15 protein-coding genes are annotated in these 17,393 nt (G+C 39.4%); 13 read left to right on the top strand and 2 right to left on the bottom strand.

The annotated features are described in order from the left end of the window. The first annotated feature begins 11 nt into the window (after positions 1-11). On the top strand, positions 12-479 hold the full coding sequence (locus ACH30E_RS02060; protein ID WP_294989850.1) for a nuclear transport factor 2 family protein: 468 nt from the start codon (positions 12-14) through the stop codon (positions 477-479). A 119-nt stretch (positions 480-598) separates the two neighbouring features. Continuing rightward, positions 599-1,369 (top strand): sterol desaturase family protein, encoded by a 771-nt coding sequence (locus ACH30E_RS02055; protein WP_490823448.1) that lies wholly within the window; start codon positions 599-601, stop codon positions 1,367-1,369. Between the two features lie 53 nt (positions 1,370-1,422). Here ACH30E_RS02055 and ACH30E_RS02050 read toward each other — a convergent pair whose 3' ends face one another. Together ACH30E_RS02050 and ACH30E_RS02045 are read right to left on the bottom strand one after the other, a co-directional pair. Continuing rightward, positions 1,423-1,941 (bottom strand): DUF2480 family protein, encoded by a 519-nt coding sequence (locus tag ACH30E_RS02050; RefSeq protein ID WP_490823447.1) that lies wholly within the window; start codon positions 1,939-1,941, stop codon positions 1,423-1,425. 148 nt (positions 1,942-2,089) lie between these two features. Next, positions 2,090-4,180, bottom strand: a complete 2,091-nt coding sequence (locus tag ACH30E_RS02045; protein ID WP_490823446.1) for a peptidylprolyl isomerase — start codon at positions 4,178-4,180, stop codon at positions 2,090-2,092. A 638-nt stretch (positions 4,181-4,818) separates the two neighbouring features. On the opposite strand from ACH30E_RS02045, the gene nadA reads away from it, so the two are divergent. The 11 genes from nadA to ACH30E_RS01990 all read left to right on the top strand — a co-directional run bounded on the left by nadA (position 4,819) and on the right by ACH30E_RS01990 (position 17,315). Next, positions 4,819-5,826 carry a quinolinate synthase NadA gene (gene nadA, locus ACH30E_RS02040; protein ID WP_490823445.1) on the top strand — a complete coding sequence of 336 codons (1,008 nt, stop codon included), beginning with the start codon at positions 4,819-4,821 and terminating at the stop codon, positions 5,824-5,826. Positions 5,827-5,982: 156 nt separating this feature from the next. Further along, entirely contained in the window at positions 5,983-6,813 is an 831-nt protein-coding gene (locus ACH30E_RS02035; RefSeq protein ID WP_490823444.1) for a maleylpyruvate isomerase N-terminal domain-containing protein, read from the top strand. 125 nt (positions 6,814-6,938) lie between these two features. Continuing rightward, complete coding sequence (locus tag ACH30E_RS02030) at positions 6,939-8,825, top strand: gamma-glutamyltransferase family protein (RefSeq protein WP_490823443.1); 1,887 nt, start codon at positions 6,939-6,941, stop codon at positions 8,823-8,825. 124 nt (positions 8,826-8,949) lie between these two features. Continuing rightward, positions 8,950-10,248: a hypothetical protein gene (locus tag ACH30E_RS02025; protein ID WP_490823442.1), complete on the top strand. Its 1,299-nt coding sequence runs from the start codon at positions 8,950-8,952 to the stop codon at positions 10,246-10,248. A 165-nt stretch (positions 10,249-10,413) separates the two neighbouring features. After that, positions 10,414-11,265: a ChaN family lipoprotein gene (locus tag ACH30E_RS02020; RefSeq protein ID WP_490823441.1), complete on the top strand. Its 852-nt coding sequence runs from the start codon at positions 10,414-10,416 to the stop codon at positions 11,263-11,265. A gap of 315 nt (positions 11,266-11,580) precedes the next feature. Then, positions 11,581-12,591: a recombinase RecA gene (gene recA, locus ACH30E_RS02015; protein ID WP_294989825.1), complete on the top strand. Its 1,011-nt coding sequence runs from the start codon at positions 11,581-11,583 to the stop codon at positions 12,589-12,591. Between the two features lie 189 nt (positions 12,592-12,780). Beyond that, on the top strand, positions 12,781-13,704 hold the full coding sequence (locus ACH30E_RS02010; RefSeq protein WP_490823440.1) for a lysophospholipid acyltransferase family protein: 924 nt from the start codon (positions 12,781-12,783) through the stop codon (positions 13,702-13,704). Between the two features lie 60 nt (positions 13,705-13,764). Continuing rightward, on the top strand, positions 13,765-14,232 hold the full coding sequence (locus ACH30E_RS02005; protein ID WP_294989819.1) for a methylglyoxal synthase: 468 nt from the start codon (positions 13,765-13,767) through the stop codon (positions 14,230-14,232). Then, the gene (locus tag ACH30E_RS02000) at positions 14,225-14,731 is read left to right on the top strand and encodes a GNAT family N-acetyltransferase (protein ID WP_490823439.1); all 507 of its coding nucleotides are present in this window, start codon (positions 14,225-14,227) and stop codon (positions 14,729-14,731) included. The genes ACH30E_RS02005 and ACH30E_RS02000 overlap by 8 nt, the downstream gene beginning before the upstream one ends. Positions 14,732-14,766: 35 nt before the next feature. Then, on the top strand, positions 14,767-15,609 hold the full coding sequence (gene ypfJ, locus ACH30E_RS01995; RefSeq protein WP_294989813.1) for a KPN_02809 family neutral zinc metallopeptidase: 843 nt from the start codon (positions 14,767-14,769) through the stop codon (positions 15,607-15,609). A gap of 53 nt (positions 15,610-15,662) precedes the next feature. Then, positions 15,663-17,315, top strand: coding sequence for an amidase (locus ACH30E_RS01990; RefSeq protein WP_490823438.1), 1,653 nt, complete (start codon positions 15,663-15,665; stop codon positions 17,313-17,315). Positions 17,316-17,393 lie beyond the last annotated feature (78 nt).

Below are 17,393 nucleotides of genomic sequence, written 5' to 3'. Positions count from 1 at the left end.
GATTTACAAATATGCATAACAACGAAATAACCATACACAAATTCTACGACGCGTTTCAACAACTCGATTACCGTACTATGCAATCCTGTTACCATCCGGAAGCGGTGTTCAGTGATCCGGTATTTGGCCTCTTAGATTGTAATGAAGTGAAAGCCATGTGGGAAATGCTCTGCACAAGAGCCAAAGATTTTACCCTAACCTACGATAACATTAAAATACTGGATGAAGAATATACCACAACCCATTGGAATGCGGTATATACTTTTACCCAAACAGGCAGAAAAGTACAGAATGATATAACAGCGCACATGCGCTTTAAAGATGGTCTAATTATAGAACATTCAGATGCTTTTTCCATTTATCGCTGGAGCAAACAGGCTTTTGGCCTAACCGGTTGGCTGATGGGATGGTCTGGCTATTTTCATAAAAAATTACAACTGAAAGCTAAATTCGGATTACAGCGATTTATGGAACAATAAGGATCCCTTTTCTTTTGCAAATAATTAAGCTTTTTCTAATACTCAGGAGATGCCATACATTTTATATAAATAGTATATTGGATGGGTAATTTTATCCCTCTATGGCTAAATCTTGATAAATGAACTGGACCGCTGCCTGGAAAAACGCTGAGCTAATTGCTTCCAGATATTTTCTGCTGGCCCTTTCTGCTTATCTCATATTTTACCTGGTATTCAGGAATAAATGGCTCTATAAAAAAATTCAGCAAAGATTTCCAAAATCTGAAGATTATTTCCGGGAGATTGGCTATTCGCTGATAACGATGGTTATTTTTAGCCTGGTTTCTTCCTTCATTTTTACGAGCCCTTTATTAAGACCCCATACTACATTCTATAAAAACATCAGTGATTACGGTTGGACCTATTATATCGCGGTGTTTCCTCTGATGCTAATTATACATGATACCTATTTCTATTTCCTGCATCGATTAATGCACCATAAAAAAATATTTAATTACGTACACCTTGTACACCACAAGTCTACCAACCCATCTCCCTGGGCAGCCTATTCCTTTCACCCGATAGAAGCATTTATAGAAATTGGGGTGCTCTTTCTTTTTGCTTTTACTTTTCCTATACACCGTACGCACCTGCTAATATTCTTCTTCTTCATGATTGTGTATAATGTATATGGTCACCTCGGTTATGAGTTATACCCAAAAGGATTTCACCGTACAAGAGTAGGAAGATGGATCAACACATCGGTGAACCATAACCAGCACCACCAATACTTTAAAGGAAATTATGGTTTATACTTTTTATTCTGGGACAGAATACTCGGTACTATCCGGGAAGATTACGATAGCAGGTTTGATGAAGTTAAAAACAGAGAAATAAGGAATAAGAAATAAGGAACAGAGGAACTGTGAATCCTTCCCTTTCTTATTTCTCTGTTTCTTATTTCTTATTCCTTATTTTTCTGTTTCTTAAAAATGGGAACCGTGCTGCAAGGTTCGCCGTACATGATACTTTTTGCAACCGGACGAAGTTTATTTGTAATAGCAACATATGCAGCTTCAGGAATCGCTATATCACCACAACCTTTAACCACAACTCGCTGGTCAGTATATTCTGTAGCATCAATTGCATCAATATTTTTCAGCATTAACTGATTAATCAATTCAGTTTCGGTTCCAACAATTACATGTTGTGCAACAGGTTCAAGATAACTGGCAACCAACATATATGCCCACATAGGTATAATAGCGTCTGCAGAACAAGTAATAGCAACATCTGCTCCGGCATATTCAGACCAATCCATTTGTAACAGAGCGGCACGAAAATCTTTCTCCTTCAATATTAAACCCATAAATAAATGATCTTTCAGATCAAACACTTTACGGATCGATTTGGGATAATATTCCTCCAGATCAAAACTGATTAATCCACTCTCCGCTACTTTGTTTACAATCACTTCAGACATACACTCAAATTATCTGTAAAATTACCACATTCTGTGAAATGCTGCTTTCGGTAAAGGGAAAGCTATGGCGGAGTAACTGTAACGAATTGATTTTCAATAAAAAACCCCGGTCTTTAGAACCGGGGTTGTAAAATATTAAAGATTAAGCTTAATAGAATTTAAAGCGGTTATCTTTTATAACCGCTGCACTTTTCAAAGCCTGAACACCGCGGAAAACTGCAACGCGACTTCCTTGTAAAAGTGTTTGTTTGATTGTTTCAGCATCCATTATTCCGGCACGTGCACTATTGCTTTCAACTTTTAATGCAAAAACACCAGTTAAGCCGGCAATTGGGCTGCTAACTTTTCCTTGTAAAGATTTATTGAAAGCGGCTCCAATAATTTTAGGCTCGCTTCCAACATTTGGAAGGAAAGGAGTTGAGAAGCTCAGGCTATCTGCACGCAATACCTGCGTACCGATAGAAGAAGCAATTGCTTCTAAAGAAGCTCCTTTGAACTTACCATCCAGTATTTGTTTTGCTTTTTTCTCGTTGCGGATAAATCCTTCAACAAGTGGTCTTGCTTCTGCAGGAGATAAGGTTCCTGCTGGATTAATACCAGAAACTATGGCAACTATATAACGGTCACCAACTTCAACCGGTTCTGAAACAGCTCCAGTTTTATTTTCATAAACCCAACGAACCAGGGAGCGTGTTTGTCCAACTCCATTAATATTAAAATCATTCTGCTTAATATCTGCAGCAGTAAGAATATTCACATTGCTTTTTAAAGCAGCAGAAGCAAATTCTTTACTTCCTTTTTTAGCGGTAGCAGCAAATTGAGAAGCTGCTGTATTTGCAGCACTTATTGTTTCACTACTTGCCAAAATTGGTTTCGATAAATAAGCGATTTTATACGCAGGGTTAAAGTTCTTTTGTCCCAACACTTCTACATAATGGTATCCAAAATCTGTTTTTACCACACCTTTAGATCCAACAGGTTTATCAAAACAAAAATCATTAAAAGGGATCACCATTTTACCTTGCTCAAAATATTCATATACACCACCGGTGTTTTTGTTTCCATCATCAGAATATTTTGCGCAAAGGGCAACAAAATCAGCACCACCTTTAATGGCTGCTTCAATACTATCAGCCAGTTTCTTAGCTGTTGTATCCGGACGTGTAATTTGACCTGTTTGTGGGTTCTGTGTTGCAATCAGGATATGACGTACACGAGCGCTGTCTGGCCAGTTTTTAACACCAACCATTTTAGCGATTGTATAATTACCACCATCAAGGTAAGGACCGTAAAGGCCTCCAACAGGAGTTCTGGTAATTGAGTCTTTATTAGGCTGTTGCATTCTTGCTTTACTAAAGTAGCTATCGTAGTAAGTAAGTTCGGTTCCTACTTTGCTTAAGAAAGAAGCAACTTCACTTGTTGTAGCGAATTCATCTTTCAGGCTCATTACCTGATTTAATGTATTCAGTGTATCTGCGCCATTAGGAGAAGCATTGAAGTAAACATAGTTGATAGAACGTGTTTCTTCTTCTTTCTGGTATTCTTTACTATGCTTTTTAACATAAGCGGCAATATCTGCATCAGTTACTTTAACTGCGCTGTCAGAAATAGCAGCATAAGGCATATATACATAAGATATATTTGCTATTGCATTATTATCTGCCTGTTGTTTTTCAACCAGCCATTTTGGTACATAAGAAGCTTGTTGTAATAAAGCCAGGTATTTGCTTCTCAGGGTTTGCTCAATCGTTGGTTCGATATAAGCCTTGTTAATCATTTCAACCTGTTCCTTATTGGTACTTTTCTTAAGCTGATTAAAAGCTTGTCTGGCTTCGGCAACTTTAAATTCACCGGTATTAGGATCTGTGAACTCCTGACGTAAAGGGGAATTAGGTCCAAATAAAATATCGCTTAACTCTTTAGGGGAAACCTGTAAACCAAGTTTATTGTATTCCTGATCTAACACAATTCTTTCAACTTCCTGCATCCATAATGCACCAATTAATTGATCACGTTGAGCACCTTGTGCACCATACATACGCTCCTGCATAGCAAGCTTAGATTCAAAATCCTGGCGGTCGATTTTCTGACCATTTACTTTACCAATAACAGTTGTATTGGAAAAAGCGCTACCACCTCTTCCTACACCATCCTGGAGGATAAAAGCAATCAGGGCCAATGCAATAATAGCAAAAACGATCCAGGCACCTTTGTCACGAATTCTTTGAATAACAGACATAAATCAGTTTAATTGGTACAATAAATAAAACCGCCTATATGGCGGGAGGCAAAAATAGGGGATTAAAGCATTAGAACAAATTGTGGATAACCTATTTTAAGCTAGACTGGACAATGAAAGGAGAATGGTTGATGTCTGATCGCTAATGGAGGATATAAATAAAAAATATTATACAATATTATAAATCATAATACAAAAGCGTAAATCAATTGTCTGAGAACAAAAAGGAATCAACAAAATCCACATCCTCCTGTTCATAAATCAGTATTTCGGTGGAAAACTGCACTTTTTCAATTTTAAAATGTGGAAAGCACTCGAATAAATACACCCAAATCCTCCATCAGCGATCAGACATCAGAGATTCTCATCATTTTACCCCGTATTAACGCACAGTGAAACAAAAGTGAATTGTTAAAATAGGGGTATGTGTATTTACTTATTAACGGGTGTGGGTTAAAAGCAGTTTATTCAATATTACCGGAATGTTAAGCCGTGGAAAAACATGTTAATTAGGGTGGATAAACTCATACAGGTTAACTTTGCGCAATGGGGATAAATAAGTTATCCCGAAATCCACACCCCTAATAGTAATAAGTGATTTATATAAATAGGTATTATTAATTATTATTACCGTGATTATGAACATTGTTGAAGCAAAAGAAAAAATACAGGAAAAAGGTTTCCTTGATTTAGAAATAGATGCGCGTCTGGATATTTTTGCCGAGATTGAGCGACTAAAGAAAGAAAAAAATGCGGTTATACTCGCTCACTACTACCAGGAACCAGATATTCAAGACGTGGCAGACTTTATTGGAGATAGTCTTGGGTTGGCCCAAAAAGCCCGCGAAACCGATGCCAGCATTATCGTATTTGCCGGCGTTCACTTCATGGCAGAAACAGCCAAGATCCTGAATCCAACCAAAAAAGTACTCTTACCCGACCTAAAAGCGGGTTGTTCTTTAGCCGATAGTGCCCCTGCGGGACCATTTAAGGCATTCAGGGATAAACACCCCGATCATATCGTAATCTCTTACATAAACTGTACTGCAGAGATTAAGGCACTGTCTGATATCATTTGCACCAGCAGTAATGCAGAAAAGATTATTGAAAGTGTACCAAAAGATCAGCCAATCATTTTTGCACCCGATAAAAATCTAGGTGCCTACCTGAGTAAAAAAACAGGAAGAGAAATGTTACTTTGGAACGGCGCTTGTATGGTACACGAAATATTCAGCCTCGAAAAGATAACCAAACTAAAAGTTCGTCACCCCAACGCAAAAATAATCGCACACCCTGAATGCGAAGAAGCTGTGTTAGCAGTAGCAGATTATATTGGAAGCACAACCCAGTTATTAAAGTATTCTCAAACCGATAGTACCCAGGAATATATCGTTGCAACAGAAACGGGCATTCTGCACCAGATGCAACAAGCTAGTCCGGAAAAAACATTTATCCCTGCACCACCTACTAATAACTGCGCATGTAATGATTGTCCACACATGAAACTGAATACACTCGAAAAACTGTATTTATGTATGATGTATGAACAACCAGAAATCCACATGGAAGAAAATCTGCGCCTCGCAGCAAAAAAACCGATGGACCGAATGTTGGAGATTAGTAAAGCAGCAGGACTTATCGGATAAAGAACAGAAGAATAAGAAATAAGGAATATGAAATGAGAAAGTGATTGTGTAGGAGAAATTTAAAATTCTGCCTATTTCAAAAAAACTTCCTTATTTCATATTCCTTATTTCATATTCCTTATTTCTTATTTCTCATTTCCCTCCTATCTTACCTCTATGAACACTCCAGGTCCTATATTAATTGCCGACCGTATTCCGGCGCTTGATCAGAAATTGGTTGAGTTATTGGAAAACTTATCTCCAGAAGACTGGAAAAAACAAACCATTGTACCGAAATGGAAAGTGGAAGATGTGGTATTGCATTTATTGGATGGAAACATCAGGATCTTATCCATACAGCGAGATGGTTATTTTGGAGATCCTCCCGGAAGTATCAATAGTTATGATGATTTATTGGCTTACCTCAATCAGTTAAATGCTGACTGGATTAGGGCAGCAAAAAGAATGAGCCCAAAACTGGTGATTGAATTATTAAAACAAACCAATAAAGAAATAGCAGATTACCTCACTATTATAGATCTTTTTGCACCGGCTTTATTTTCTGTAGCCTGGGCGGGCGAAGAAACATCTGCCAACTGGTTTCATTGGGCAAGAGAATACACAGAAAAATGGCACCACCAGCAACAAATAAGACTGGCTCTAGGAAAAGAAAAAGAACTGTATAAAAGAGAATGGTATCACCCACATTTGGAAACATCTATGCGCGCACTACCACATCATTACAGAAATTTTCCGGCAAAGAAGGATGAAGTATTATCCTTTGAAATAACCGGAGAAGCGGGCGGCATCTGGCATCTATACCATGATGGGAATAAATGGATACAGGCAGAAAATCTGCCAATAACTGAAAACCTCATCACAATTGAAGGCGAAATTGCCTGGCGTCTATTTACAAAAGGAATAAAAAAAGAAGAAACCATAATCAAGATACAAGGCAATAAACTGGCAGGAGAATATTTACTTTCGATGCTCGCGGTGATGGCGTAGGAAAAGAAGAACAGAGGAACAGAGGAATGTCCAATTTCCAAGTATTTGGATATTGGGTGTTGGATATTTCTCTGTTCCTCTGTTCTTCTCCCGTCTCGTCTTATATTTACAGAACAACTATAAGTATGAAAAATCTACTCATTGTTTTCTTATTTATTTCAACAACTGCCATCGCCCAACAAACTCAAAAACCACCACTGCATGGAAAAAACTGGATGGCGATTACAGGAAAGCCACTGGCGGCTACTGCAGGGGCTATGATTTTTCAGAAAGGAGGTAATGCAGTGGATGCATCATGTGCCATGCTTGCTGCAACCTGTACCATGTGGGATGTGTTGAGCTGGGGAGGGGAAACACAGGCATTGATACATAATCCAAAGACAAAAAAAGTTATTGCTATTAATGCGATGGGAGTAGCTCCTACGGGCGCAACGCCGGAGTTTTTTAAAGCGAAGGGAATGAATTTCCCGCCACAGTATGGTCCGTTGGCTGCCACTACACCAGGTACACCCGGAGGTATATGCTATATGCTGGCAGAATATGGCACCATGAGTTTGAAAGAAGTATTAGCACCCGCTATGGATCTAGCTGCAGGTTATCCGATTGAAGCGCAGACGGCCAATAGTATTGAAAGAGGAAAAGACCAGATTAAACAATGGCCATATAGTAAGAAAGTTTTTCTTACCCATGCCGGACAAAAAAGAGAAGCACCGGAGGCAGGAGAAATATTTGTGCAGAAAGACCTGCTAAATACACTTACAAAAATGGTGGAAGCAGAACAGACTGCGCTGAAGGCTGGAAAGAACAGAAAAGCTGCTATCTATGCAGCTTATGACCGGTTTTATAAAGGAGATATAGCAGATGAATTTGTTCGTGGTGCACAGGAACAGGGAGGGCTGATCACCAAAGCAGACCTGGCTAATTGGAAGCCAATAGAAGAAGAGCCCCTGCAAACTAATTATAAAGGAATAGAAGTATACAAATTGAAACAGTGGACACAAGGACCGGTTATGTTACAAGCGTTGAATATCCTGGAAAATTTCGACCTGAAAAATATGGGCTATAATTCAGCGAAATATATTCATACGATTTATCAGGCGATGAACCTGAGTTTTGCGGATCGCGATTTTTATTATGGCGATTCTTATGCTGCACCAGAAGAGCCGATGAAAGGTTTATTGAGTAAAGCATATGCAAAACAAAGAGCAAAACTAATTGGTATGGAAAGAAATGATGCAAATGCTGGTCCTGGAGATCCATATCCATTTGAAGGAAAAACAAATCCATATATAGAATTATTAAAAAGTCGCGGATACGATGTAAAAGATACCAGCAGTAAGAGAGGATTTACACCTGCACATGATCAGCGACAAATGGCATCATTATCTGATGCGGAATATAAAGAAGCGCTATGGATGGGAACCACATCAGTGGAAGCGGCAGATAAAGATGGATGGGTTGTATCTATAACCCCCAGTGGAGGATGGCTGCCTGCATGTATCGCAGGAAATACCGGAGTAGGTATGAGCCAGCGCATGCAAAGTTTTGTATTAGACTCATCAATAAATCCTTTTAATGTAGTGGCACCCGGAAAAAGACCAAGAGTAACACTTACACCGTCTATGGCTTTGAAAGAAGGAAAACCATGGCTTTCTTTTGCTGTGCAAGGTGGTGATACACAAGATCAGAACCTGTTACAGTTTTTCCTGAACATGGTTGAATTCGGGATGACGGTGCAAGAGGCAAGCGAGGCGGCCAATATAAATACCAATCAATTATGGCTATCCCTCGGAGGAAATAAAACAGCAGACAGAGCACCACGCCCGGGAAACCTGTTGTTACACAGCAATACACCCGATTGGGTGCGAAAAGAATTAAGATCAATGGGATATACCCTAAGCTTTGAAGACCGCACCAGCGGTCCAATAAATGCTATCTGGTTCGATTGGAAACACGGGAGCTTCTGGGGAGGCAGTAGTAATCACGGGGAAGATTATGGGATTGGCTGGTAGACATATTTTGTGACAATAAAAACGTACAAAACGACCAATATCCTTTAGAAGCAGAAACGAAGATTAATTCATAATAATCTGTGGCTAAAATAATATATTCATACTACCAATCACACATGCTTGTATGAATACAAACACCCACTGGAATTTTACCCAAAAACTACTCTTCAGGTTTTTCTTCGTTTACTTCATGATATCCATAGCACCGTGGACATGGATCGAAAACCTGCCTTATGTTTCTGTCGTAACGCAACCTTGGTACTGGTTGCAGGAACAGCTTGTTCAGTTTGCGAATAAAAACATCTTTAAGGTATATAAAGAATTAGTACCACTAAATGGTAGTGGCGATACATCCTGGGCCTGGACACACTTATGGTTCTTTACGTTATTTTCTCTGCTTGTATCCTTAATATGGACGGTTGCAGATAAAAACAAAAAAGGATATCCCAAATGGAATTATTTACTGGTTACCATCGTACGCTATAATGTAGCCATGGTGGCATTTGGATATGGTATTATTAAAGTATTTGCCTTACAAATGTATTTTCCATCGCTAAGTCAACTTGCTACTCCATTGGGAGAGTTTTTACCAATGAGGTTATCGTGGTTATTCATCGGCTATTCAACCCCATACCAGGTATTTTCAGGAGTTGCAGAAGTAATAGTAGGACTATTGTTATTCAACAGAAAAACAGCCACAGCGGGGGCCTTAATGGCATTGGCCGTTTTTGCCAATGTAATGGCCATGAACCTGAGCTATGATATTCCTGTAAAATTATTTTCAACACATCTGGTGGTCATGTCGATGTTTCTGGTAATACAGGAGCACCAGCGAATTGCAGCTTTTTTTATACATAATAAAACAGCACCAGTAAGTACGATATATGATATTACGATCAATAAAAAATGGCAGCGCATTACCCGTTATGTATTAAAGGGCTTATTTGTTGTGCTGATCATTATACTACCATTTTATAATTCGTATGAACGTTACCAGGGTATGCAAAACATATCCGATCAAAAACCAATTCGTTCAGGAGTGTACGATGTAGCCGATTTCGTAGTAAACAAGGATACGATACCTGCTATCATCGGCGACTCAACACACAGATGGAGCCAGCTTATTTTTCAACCCGGAACAAGCGGCAGTATGCTGAGCGCTGATACCATGTTCAGACGTGTATATGGAAGAGCTTATTTCGGATATTTTGTTGATACGGTCAAACAACAAATGACTTTCCGTTGGGCGGGGCCTCAATCTGATAGCTTGTTCACATTGAAATACAGCATTCCAGACAGCAGCACCATAACCTTGAGGGGCCCGGTAAAAGGCGATACATTATTTATAAGACTCAAAAGAACCAATAAACAATACCGTCTTGCCGAAAAACAATTTCATTGGCTGAGTGAGTATAACAGATAAGCTATAAGCTTTGGGCTGTGAGCCACGAGCGGTTTGTATAAGTAAACAACTCTGCGAAATCCCCATTTCCTCTCGTTCTCTGCGGTGAATATTCGGGTAAAATCACCGCAGAGAACGAGAGGAAATGGAGTTAACGCAGGGAAAAAACCCTAACATTGCTTTATTATGAAAAAAATGATTTTCTCCTTGCTGGTTATCCTTTCTTTTACTGCTGCTGCACAAAAGAAACAACCATACATCATCTATAATGCTAAGGGCAAGAAAGTGAGCTATGAAAAAATGCTCAAAGCTATCGCAGATAAAGACATTTTACTTTTTGGGGAATTTCACAACAATGCTATTGCTCACTGGTTGCAGTTGGAAGTAACAAAAGACCTGAGTGGAAAACGCGACCTGGTGCTCGGAGCAGAAATGTTTGAGCAGGATAACCAGGAAGCCTTAGACCTATACCTTGCCGGATCCATTAAACAGAAACAACTTGATTCGATGGCAAGACTTTGGAAAAACTACCCGACTGATTATGCGCCATTGGTAAATTTCGCAAAGGAAAATAAAATTGCCTTTGCGGCAAGTAATGTACCACGCAGGTATGCTTCAATGGTAGCAAAGAGCGGCTTCGGTGTATTAGATAGTTTGCCTACCAAGGAAAAAGCATGGATAGCCCCATTACCGATTGCTTATGATGCGGAATTACCGGGTTATAAAAAAATGATTGAAATGATGGGTGGACACGGAGGCGAAAACTTACCCAAGGCACAAGCCATTAAAGATGCTACGATGGCGCATTTTATGCTGAAATATTATAAGCCAGGGTCATTGCTGATACATTATAATGGGGCATACCATTCTGATTTTTATGATGGATTAAACTGGTACCTCAAAAGACAAAACCCGTCATTAAAAATAGTCACTATTAGTACTGTTTCACAAAAAGACATCCACAAACTCAGCGCCGAACATTTAGGCCGTGCAGATTTTATTATTTGTGTAGATGAGGATATGACGAATACATATTAGTAAGGGGTCCGGAAGACCGAAAGTAGGCAAGACCGGCTTTAGAGGATGTTTTGGTTTTAATTCCTCCATGTAACGAAGAGCTTCACTTAGTGAAGCTATCGGACTTTCCGACTTTCGGTCTTCCGGACTCACCCGCAATGTGCAAAACTCGCCCCAAAATCAGGTATAAATACGCGATCCCGGCAAAAAACAAACCCCTACTTTAGCACAATAAGGCCAAACTAAAGACGTTAGTAAAAAAAATACTAAAAAAATTAGTTTATTTGATTCCCGGGAACTATTTTTACAGTCCCATTAAATTCAAAAAAGAAAACCATGAGTAACGCAGAAAAATTAAAAGCCCTGAAGCTGACAATCGATAAGATTGACAAAGATTTTGGAAAAGGCAGTGTGATGATGATGAATGAGAGAACACAAGATGCTATGGAAGTAATTTCCACAGGGTCTATTGGTCTTGATACAGCATTAGGTGTTGGCGGTTTACCCAAAGGAAGAATCATTGAAATATATGGACCAGAATCATCTGGTAAAACAACCGTTGCTATTCATGTAATTGCAGAAGCGCAGAAAAAAGGCGGTATGTGTGCCATCATTGATGCGGAACACGCATTCGACAGCTCATATGCAAGAAAGCTTGGGGTGGATGTAGACAACCTGCTTATATCTCAGCCAGACTATGGCGAACAGGCATTAGAAATTGCCGACAGGTTAATATTATCTGGTGCGTTAGATGTTGTAGTGATAGATTCTGTTGCCGCGCTGGTGCCAAAAGGTGAGCTGGAAGGCGAAATGGGTGATAGCAAAATGGGATTGCAGGCGCGTTTGATGAGCCAGGCTTTAAGAAAACTTACAGCAACCATTAATAAAACAAATACAGTTTGCATATTCATTAACCAGTTGCGCGAAAAAATTGGGGTAATGTTTGGCAATCCTGAAACAACAACCGGTGGTAATGCCTTAAAATTCTATGCTTCTGTACGACTTGATATTCGTCGTATGACACAAATCAAAGATGGCGATGAAGCTGTAGGAAACAGGGTAAAAGTAAAAGTGGTAAAAAATAAAGTAGCACCACCATTCCGCGCTGCCGAATTCGATATCATATTCGGAGGAGGTATTAGTAAAGTGGGAGAAATAATTGATATGGGCGTAGAACTAGGAATCGTTCAGAAAAGCGGATCCTGGTTCAGCTATGAAAGCAATAAGCTAGGTCAGGGTAGAGATGCCGTTAAACAGTTACTCAACGATAATCCAGAATTATCTAATGAGATAGAAGGCAAAATAAGAGCCAAACTGACAGAAGCCAAAGCCGTTGCCGAAGCCTAAATTTTTTTGAGATGGGTTAGTAAATATGAGCCGCCTCCTTTCCAGGAGGTGGCTTTTTCTTTGGAAAAATCTCCCTGCAATAGCTTATTACCAAATGACAATAGAAAAAAACTAAATAATAGCTGCTAAACCACCCTTTTTCCTCAGATCTTAATTTGAACTTACTGTATTTTTAAGCAAAACAACGGATTGATCTATAGCCTGATAAAACTGCCAATTAGACTTGCACTCAAAATTTTCTGTGTAGATATCCAATTGGTAAACCAGGAAAACGGGTATGCAAAAGGACCCCTATTACTTGTAGCAAACCACCCGAACTCATTCCTCGACGCCATTGTAATAGCCGCCCAATTTAAAGAACCGATTTACTTTCTGGCCCGGGGTGATGCTTTTCGTAAACCATGGCATCGCTTTTTACTTGGTCTGCTGCACATGATACCTGTTTATCGTTTATCCGAAGGAAAAGAAAACCTGCACCTCAATGAACATGCTTTTAACCGCTCTGCAGAATTGCTGGAAAAAGGGAAAATAGTATTGATTTTTATTGAAGGCATTTGTTTACATACACATCAACTACAACCATTCAAAAAAGGGGCAGCAAGAATAGCACTTACGGAAAAAAAGCAAGGCAGAATAACTGGAATAATGCCCGTATCAATCGCCTATAACAGCTTTCACCAATTTGGCAAAAACATTCGGATACAATTTGCAAAACCCTATAAAACAGAGGACCTGTTTAAGCATGAGCAAGATGCCCAAAACATGCAGGAATTTAATCGTATACTGTTTGATTCAATACAAGAAATGATTCAACTACCCGTAAAAGAGCAAAAAAATTCAAACCCGCTATATGCTTTATTGTCTTCCATTGGCTTGTTTTTACACATACCTATATATGGACTGATCAAACAATTCGTAAAAAGGAAAACCAGGAATACTGTTTTTTATGACTCGGTATTATTTGGTATGCTGTTGTTGCTTTATCCTCTTTATTTATGCCTCTTAACTGCTTTGCTTTTTACGCTGCATTTACCCAATTATCTTATTGCTATCATATTGCTAACCCATCCAATAACAGCGTGGTACGCGGTACACTATAAAATAAAACCGTAAACGTCAGCGAAGCAAAAAGAAAAAGTTATCTTTCTGTCGCATAAGAAACAACTGCAAAACATGTCAGCAATAAAGAAATTAGGACAGCGAAAAAAAATTGCGCTGGTGGCACATGACCATAAAAAAGCCGACCTCATGGAATGGGTTGCGCATAACCGAGAAGTACTTTCCAAACACGAACTATTTGCTACAGGCACTACCGGAAAACTTATTGAAGAAAAAATGGATCGACCGGTAAAAAAACTCATGAGCGGCCCGATGGGAGGTGATCAGCAAATTGGTGCGATGATAGCAAATGGTGAAATTGATATGATGTTTTTCTTCTGGGACCCAATGGAAGCACAACCACACGATAGTGATGTAAAGGCATTGCTGAGGTTATGTGTTTTATGGAATATTCCCATGGCATGCGACAGAGCAACGGCCGATTTCCTGATCACATCACCATTTATGCACCAGGAATACGAATCGCAATTACCCGATTATAGCGATTACCTGAACAGAACAATAAAGAAACAAGATGATTGATATTGTTTTGAGACCCTGGCAAAAGCAAGATGCCCAGTCCCTTGCATCAATAGCCAATAACCGGAATATTTGGAACAATATGCGTGATTTTTTTCCAAGTCCCTATACGGTTACAGATGCATTACAATGGATAACAAAATCAGCGACGGAAAAACCAGTTCAGCACTTTGCTATAGTATGGCAACAGAAAATTGTAGGTGGTTGCGGCTGTACTTTGAAAGAAGATGTATATAGGAAAAACATTGAAATCGGGTATTATATAGGAGAGCCATATTGGGGAAACGGAATAGCCACAGAAGCATGTAGATTGTTGTGTTCATACATCAGCGAACAAATGGAAATGAGCAGAATAGAAGCGTATACATTTCAAAACAATAAAGCATCCATGCGGGTATTGCAAAAGAACGGTTTTATCCTTGAGTCGATAAAGCGAAAAATGGTTTTCAAAAACAATGAATTATTGGACCAATATGAGTGGGTAAAAATGCTGGCTGAATAATTCGACAAACCTAAAATCAAAAATTCAAACATAATATGCGTTGGCAGGGAAGAAGACAAAGCGATAATATAGATGACCGGAGAGGGAATACAAATCCATTCTTTTTTACGGGTGGATTAGGTGCGGTTGCACTTATTGCAATCTATATTTTATTTGGAAGAGACCCGAATGAAGTAATACAACAAACCCTTCAGCAAACAAATGCGCCCACTCAGGTCTTTAGTGAACGCGAAGAAAAATTAGCCAGCTTCACAAAAGTAGTACTGGCAGATACCGAAGATGTTTGGGATTCAATCTATCAGTCTATCGGAGATCGTTATCAGCAACCTACATTAGTTTTATTTTCCGGCTCCACCTCATCTGGTTGTGGTTTTGCAAGTGCGGCTTCAGGACCCTTTTATTGCCCATCAGATAAACAGATATATATAGACCTGTCGTTTTTTGATGAACTATCACAAAGATTTGAAGTGGAAGGTGAATTTGCAATGGCTTATGTGATAGCGCATGAAGTAGGTCATCATGTACAACAACAAATGGGCACAACCACAAAATTACAGCAGATGAAATCTGGTATAAGCGAGATGGAATACAACAGGTTATCTGTAAAACTTGAATTACAGGCAGATTTTCTTGCTGGTGTTTGGGCACATCACGCACAGAAACTAAACAATATACTTGAAGTCGGAGATATTGAAGCGGCACTTAAAGCAGCCAATGCAATTGGCGACGACCACTTGCAAAAATCGGCAGGAAAAATGGTTAATCCCGATGCGTTCACCCATGGTACATCGAAACAAAGAATGTATTGGTTTAAAAAAGGATTTGAAACAGGAGATATTACAAAGGGCAACACTTTTTCTTCAACAGAATTGCCATAAAAATGTTAGTAGCTAAGCGACTACTATTTTTTCTACTATAACAAAATAAAAAAATGAGAAAATCCATAACTGCTGCATTATTACTATTTTCTTCTGTGATACAGGCCCAGGATACCCTTTCTAAAAAAGACATACCCGCTGCTGCAAGGTTATTCGACCTGAATTTTACACAGAAGGAAATCGATACCATGTATGGTGGTATAAAAGAAAATGTGGAAGTATACCAGCGAATGCATAAACTAACGTTGGCAAATAATATCGTTCCAACACTTTCGCATAGCGCTATTTTACCCGGAATGGTCTTTAATGAAAAGCAACAACCTATTAAATGGAATATTCCAGATAATGTGTCACTTCCTAATGATTTGAATGATCTTGCCTGGTACTCTGTTGCCCAACTTTCGTCTATCATCAAAAACAAAAAACTTAGTGCTACTGCCCTCGCTAAATTCTTTATCAATCGCATAAAAAAATATGGCGATAGTCTGCAGTGTGTAATTTCTATAACAGAAGATATTGCATTAGCAGAGGCGGCAAAAGCGGATGCAGAAATAGCGGCTGGTAAATATAGGGGTCCTTTGCATGGCATTCCTTATGGACTAAAAGACCTGTTTGCGGTAAAGGGAACCAAAACAACCTGGGGAGCTGAACCCTATAAAAACCAGGAGATTGACGAAAACGCATTTGTGTATAATCAACTAAAAGAAGCAGGTGCGGTACTGGTGGCCAAGTTTACCCTTGGTGCACTTGCTATGGGTGATTATTGGTATGGTGGCAGAACCAAAAATCCATGGAACACCAGATTTGGTTCATCTGGCTCATCAGCGGGGTCCGCTTCTGCAACGGTTGCGGGATTAGTACCCTTTGCGATCGGTACAGAAACCTGGGGATCCATTATTTCACCGGCATCAACCTGTGGGGCAACAGGATTAAGACCAACATTCGGAGCAATCAGCAGATCAGGCGCTATGACATTGAGCTGGAGTCTTGATAAAATTGGCCCAATATGCAGAAGTGCGGAAGACGCGGCAATCGTTTTTAATTATATCAGGGGTACAGACGGAAAAGACATGAGTGCGATAAATAAACCGTTTAACTATTCACCCAAAACAGATATAAAGAAACTGCGTATCGGTTATGCAAAAAACTACTTTGATCGTATTACAGATACAAGCAGAACGGAATGGAAGGTTTTAGAAACCTATCGTTCAATGGGAGTAGAATTAATTCCAATGGATTTTCCGGATAGTGCGGTCTACCCTTTTAATATTATGGATATAGTAATCAGTGCAGAATGTGCAGCAGCTTTCGACGATTTTACCAGAAATGATATTGACGATCAGATGACAAGACAAGGGCGCAACGACTGGCCGAATACATTTCGTATATCCAGGTTTGTTCCGGCTGTAGAATATATAAACGCTAACAGACATCGAAATATATTGATGCAAAAAGTAAATGAAGTAATTAACCAGTTCGATGTGATTATTTGTCCGACCCGAGGAAGCGGAAACCAGTCGGCTATAACAAACCTTACTGGTCATCCGGTTGTATGCGTTCCTACTGGTTTCGATAAGCGATCAAATACACCCACCAGCATTTCTTTTGTAGGTAGGTTATTTGGTGAAGCCAACATTTTGCTGGCCGCTAAATGGTACCAGGAGAAAACAGGTTGGGATGAAATGCATCCACCGGCATTTAAGTAATGAATAAAACTAATCACGAAAAGCCCGTAATCCGGGCTTTTTTCGTATTGTTATGTACTGAACGAGCGAAGAGCTATG

This window comes from Sediminibacterium sp. FW305-C-61 (assembly GCF_058231065.1).
Note: the sequence above shows the minus strand (reverse complement) of the source record. Positions and strands in the feature narration are given on the sequence as shown.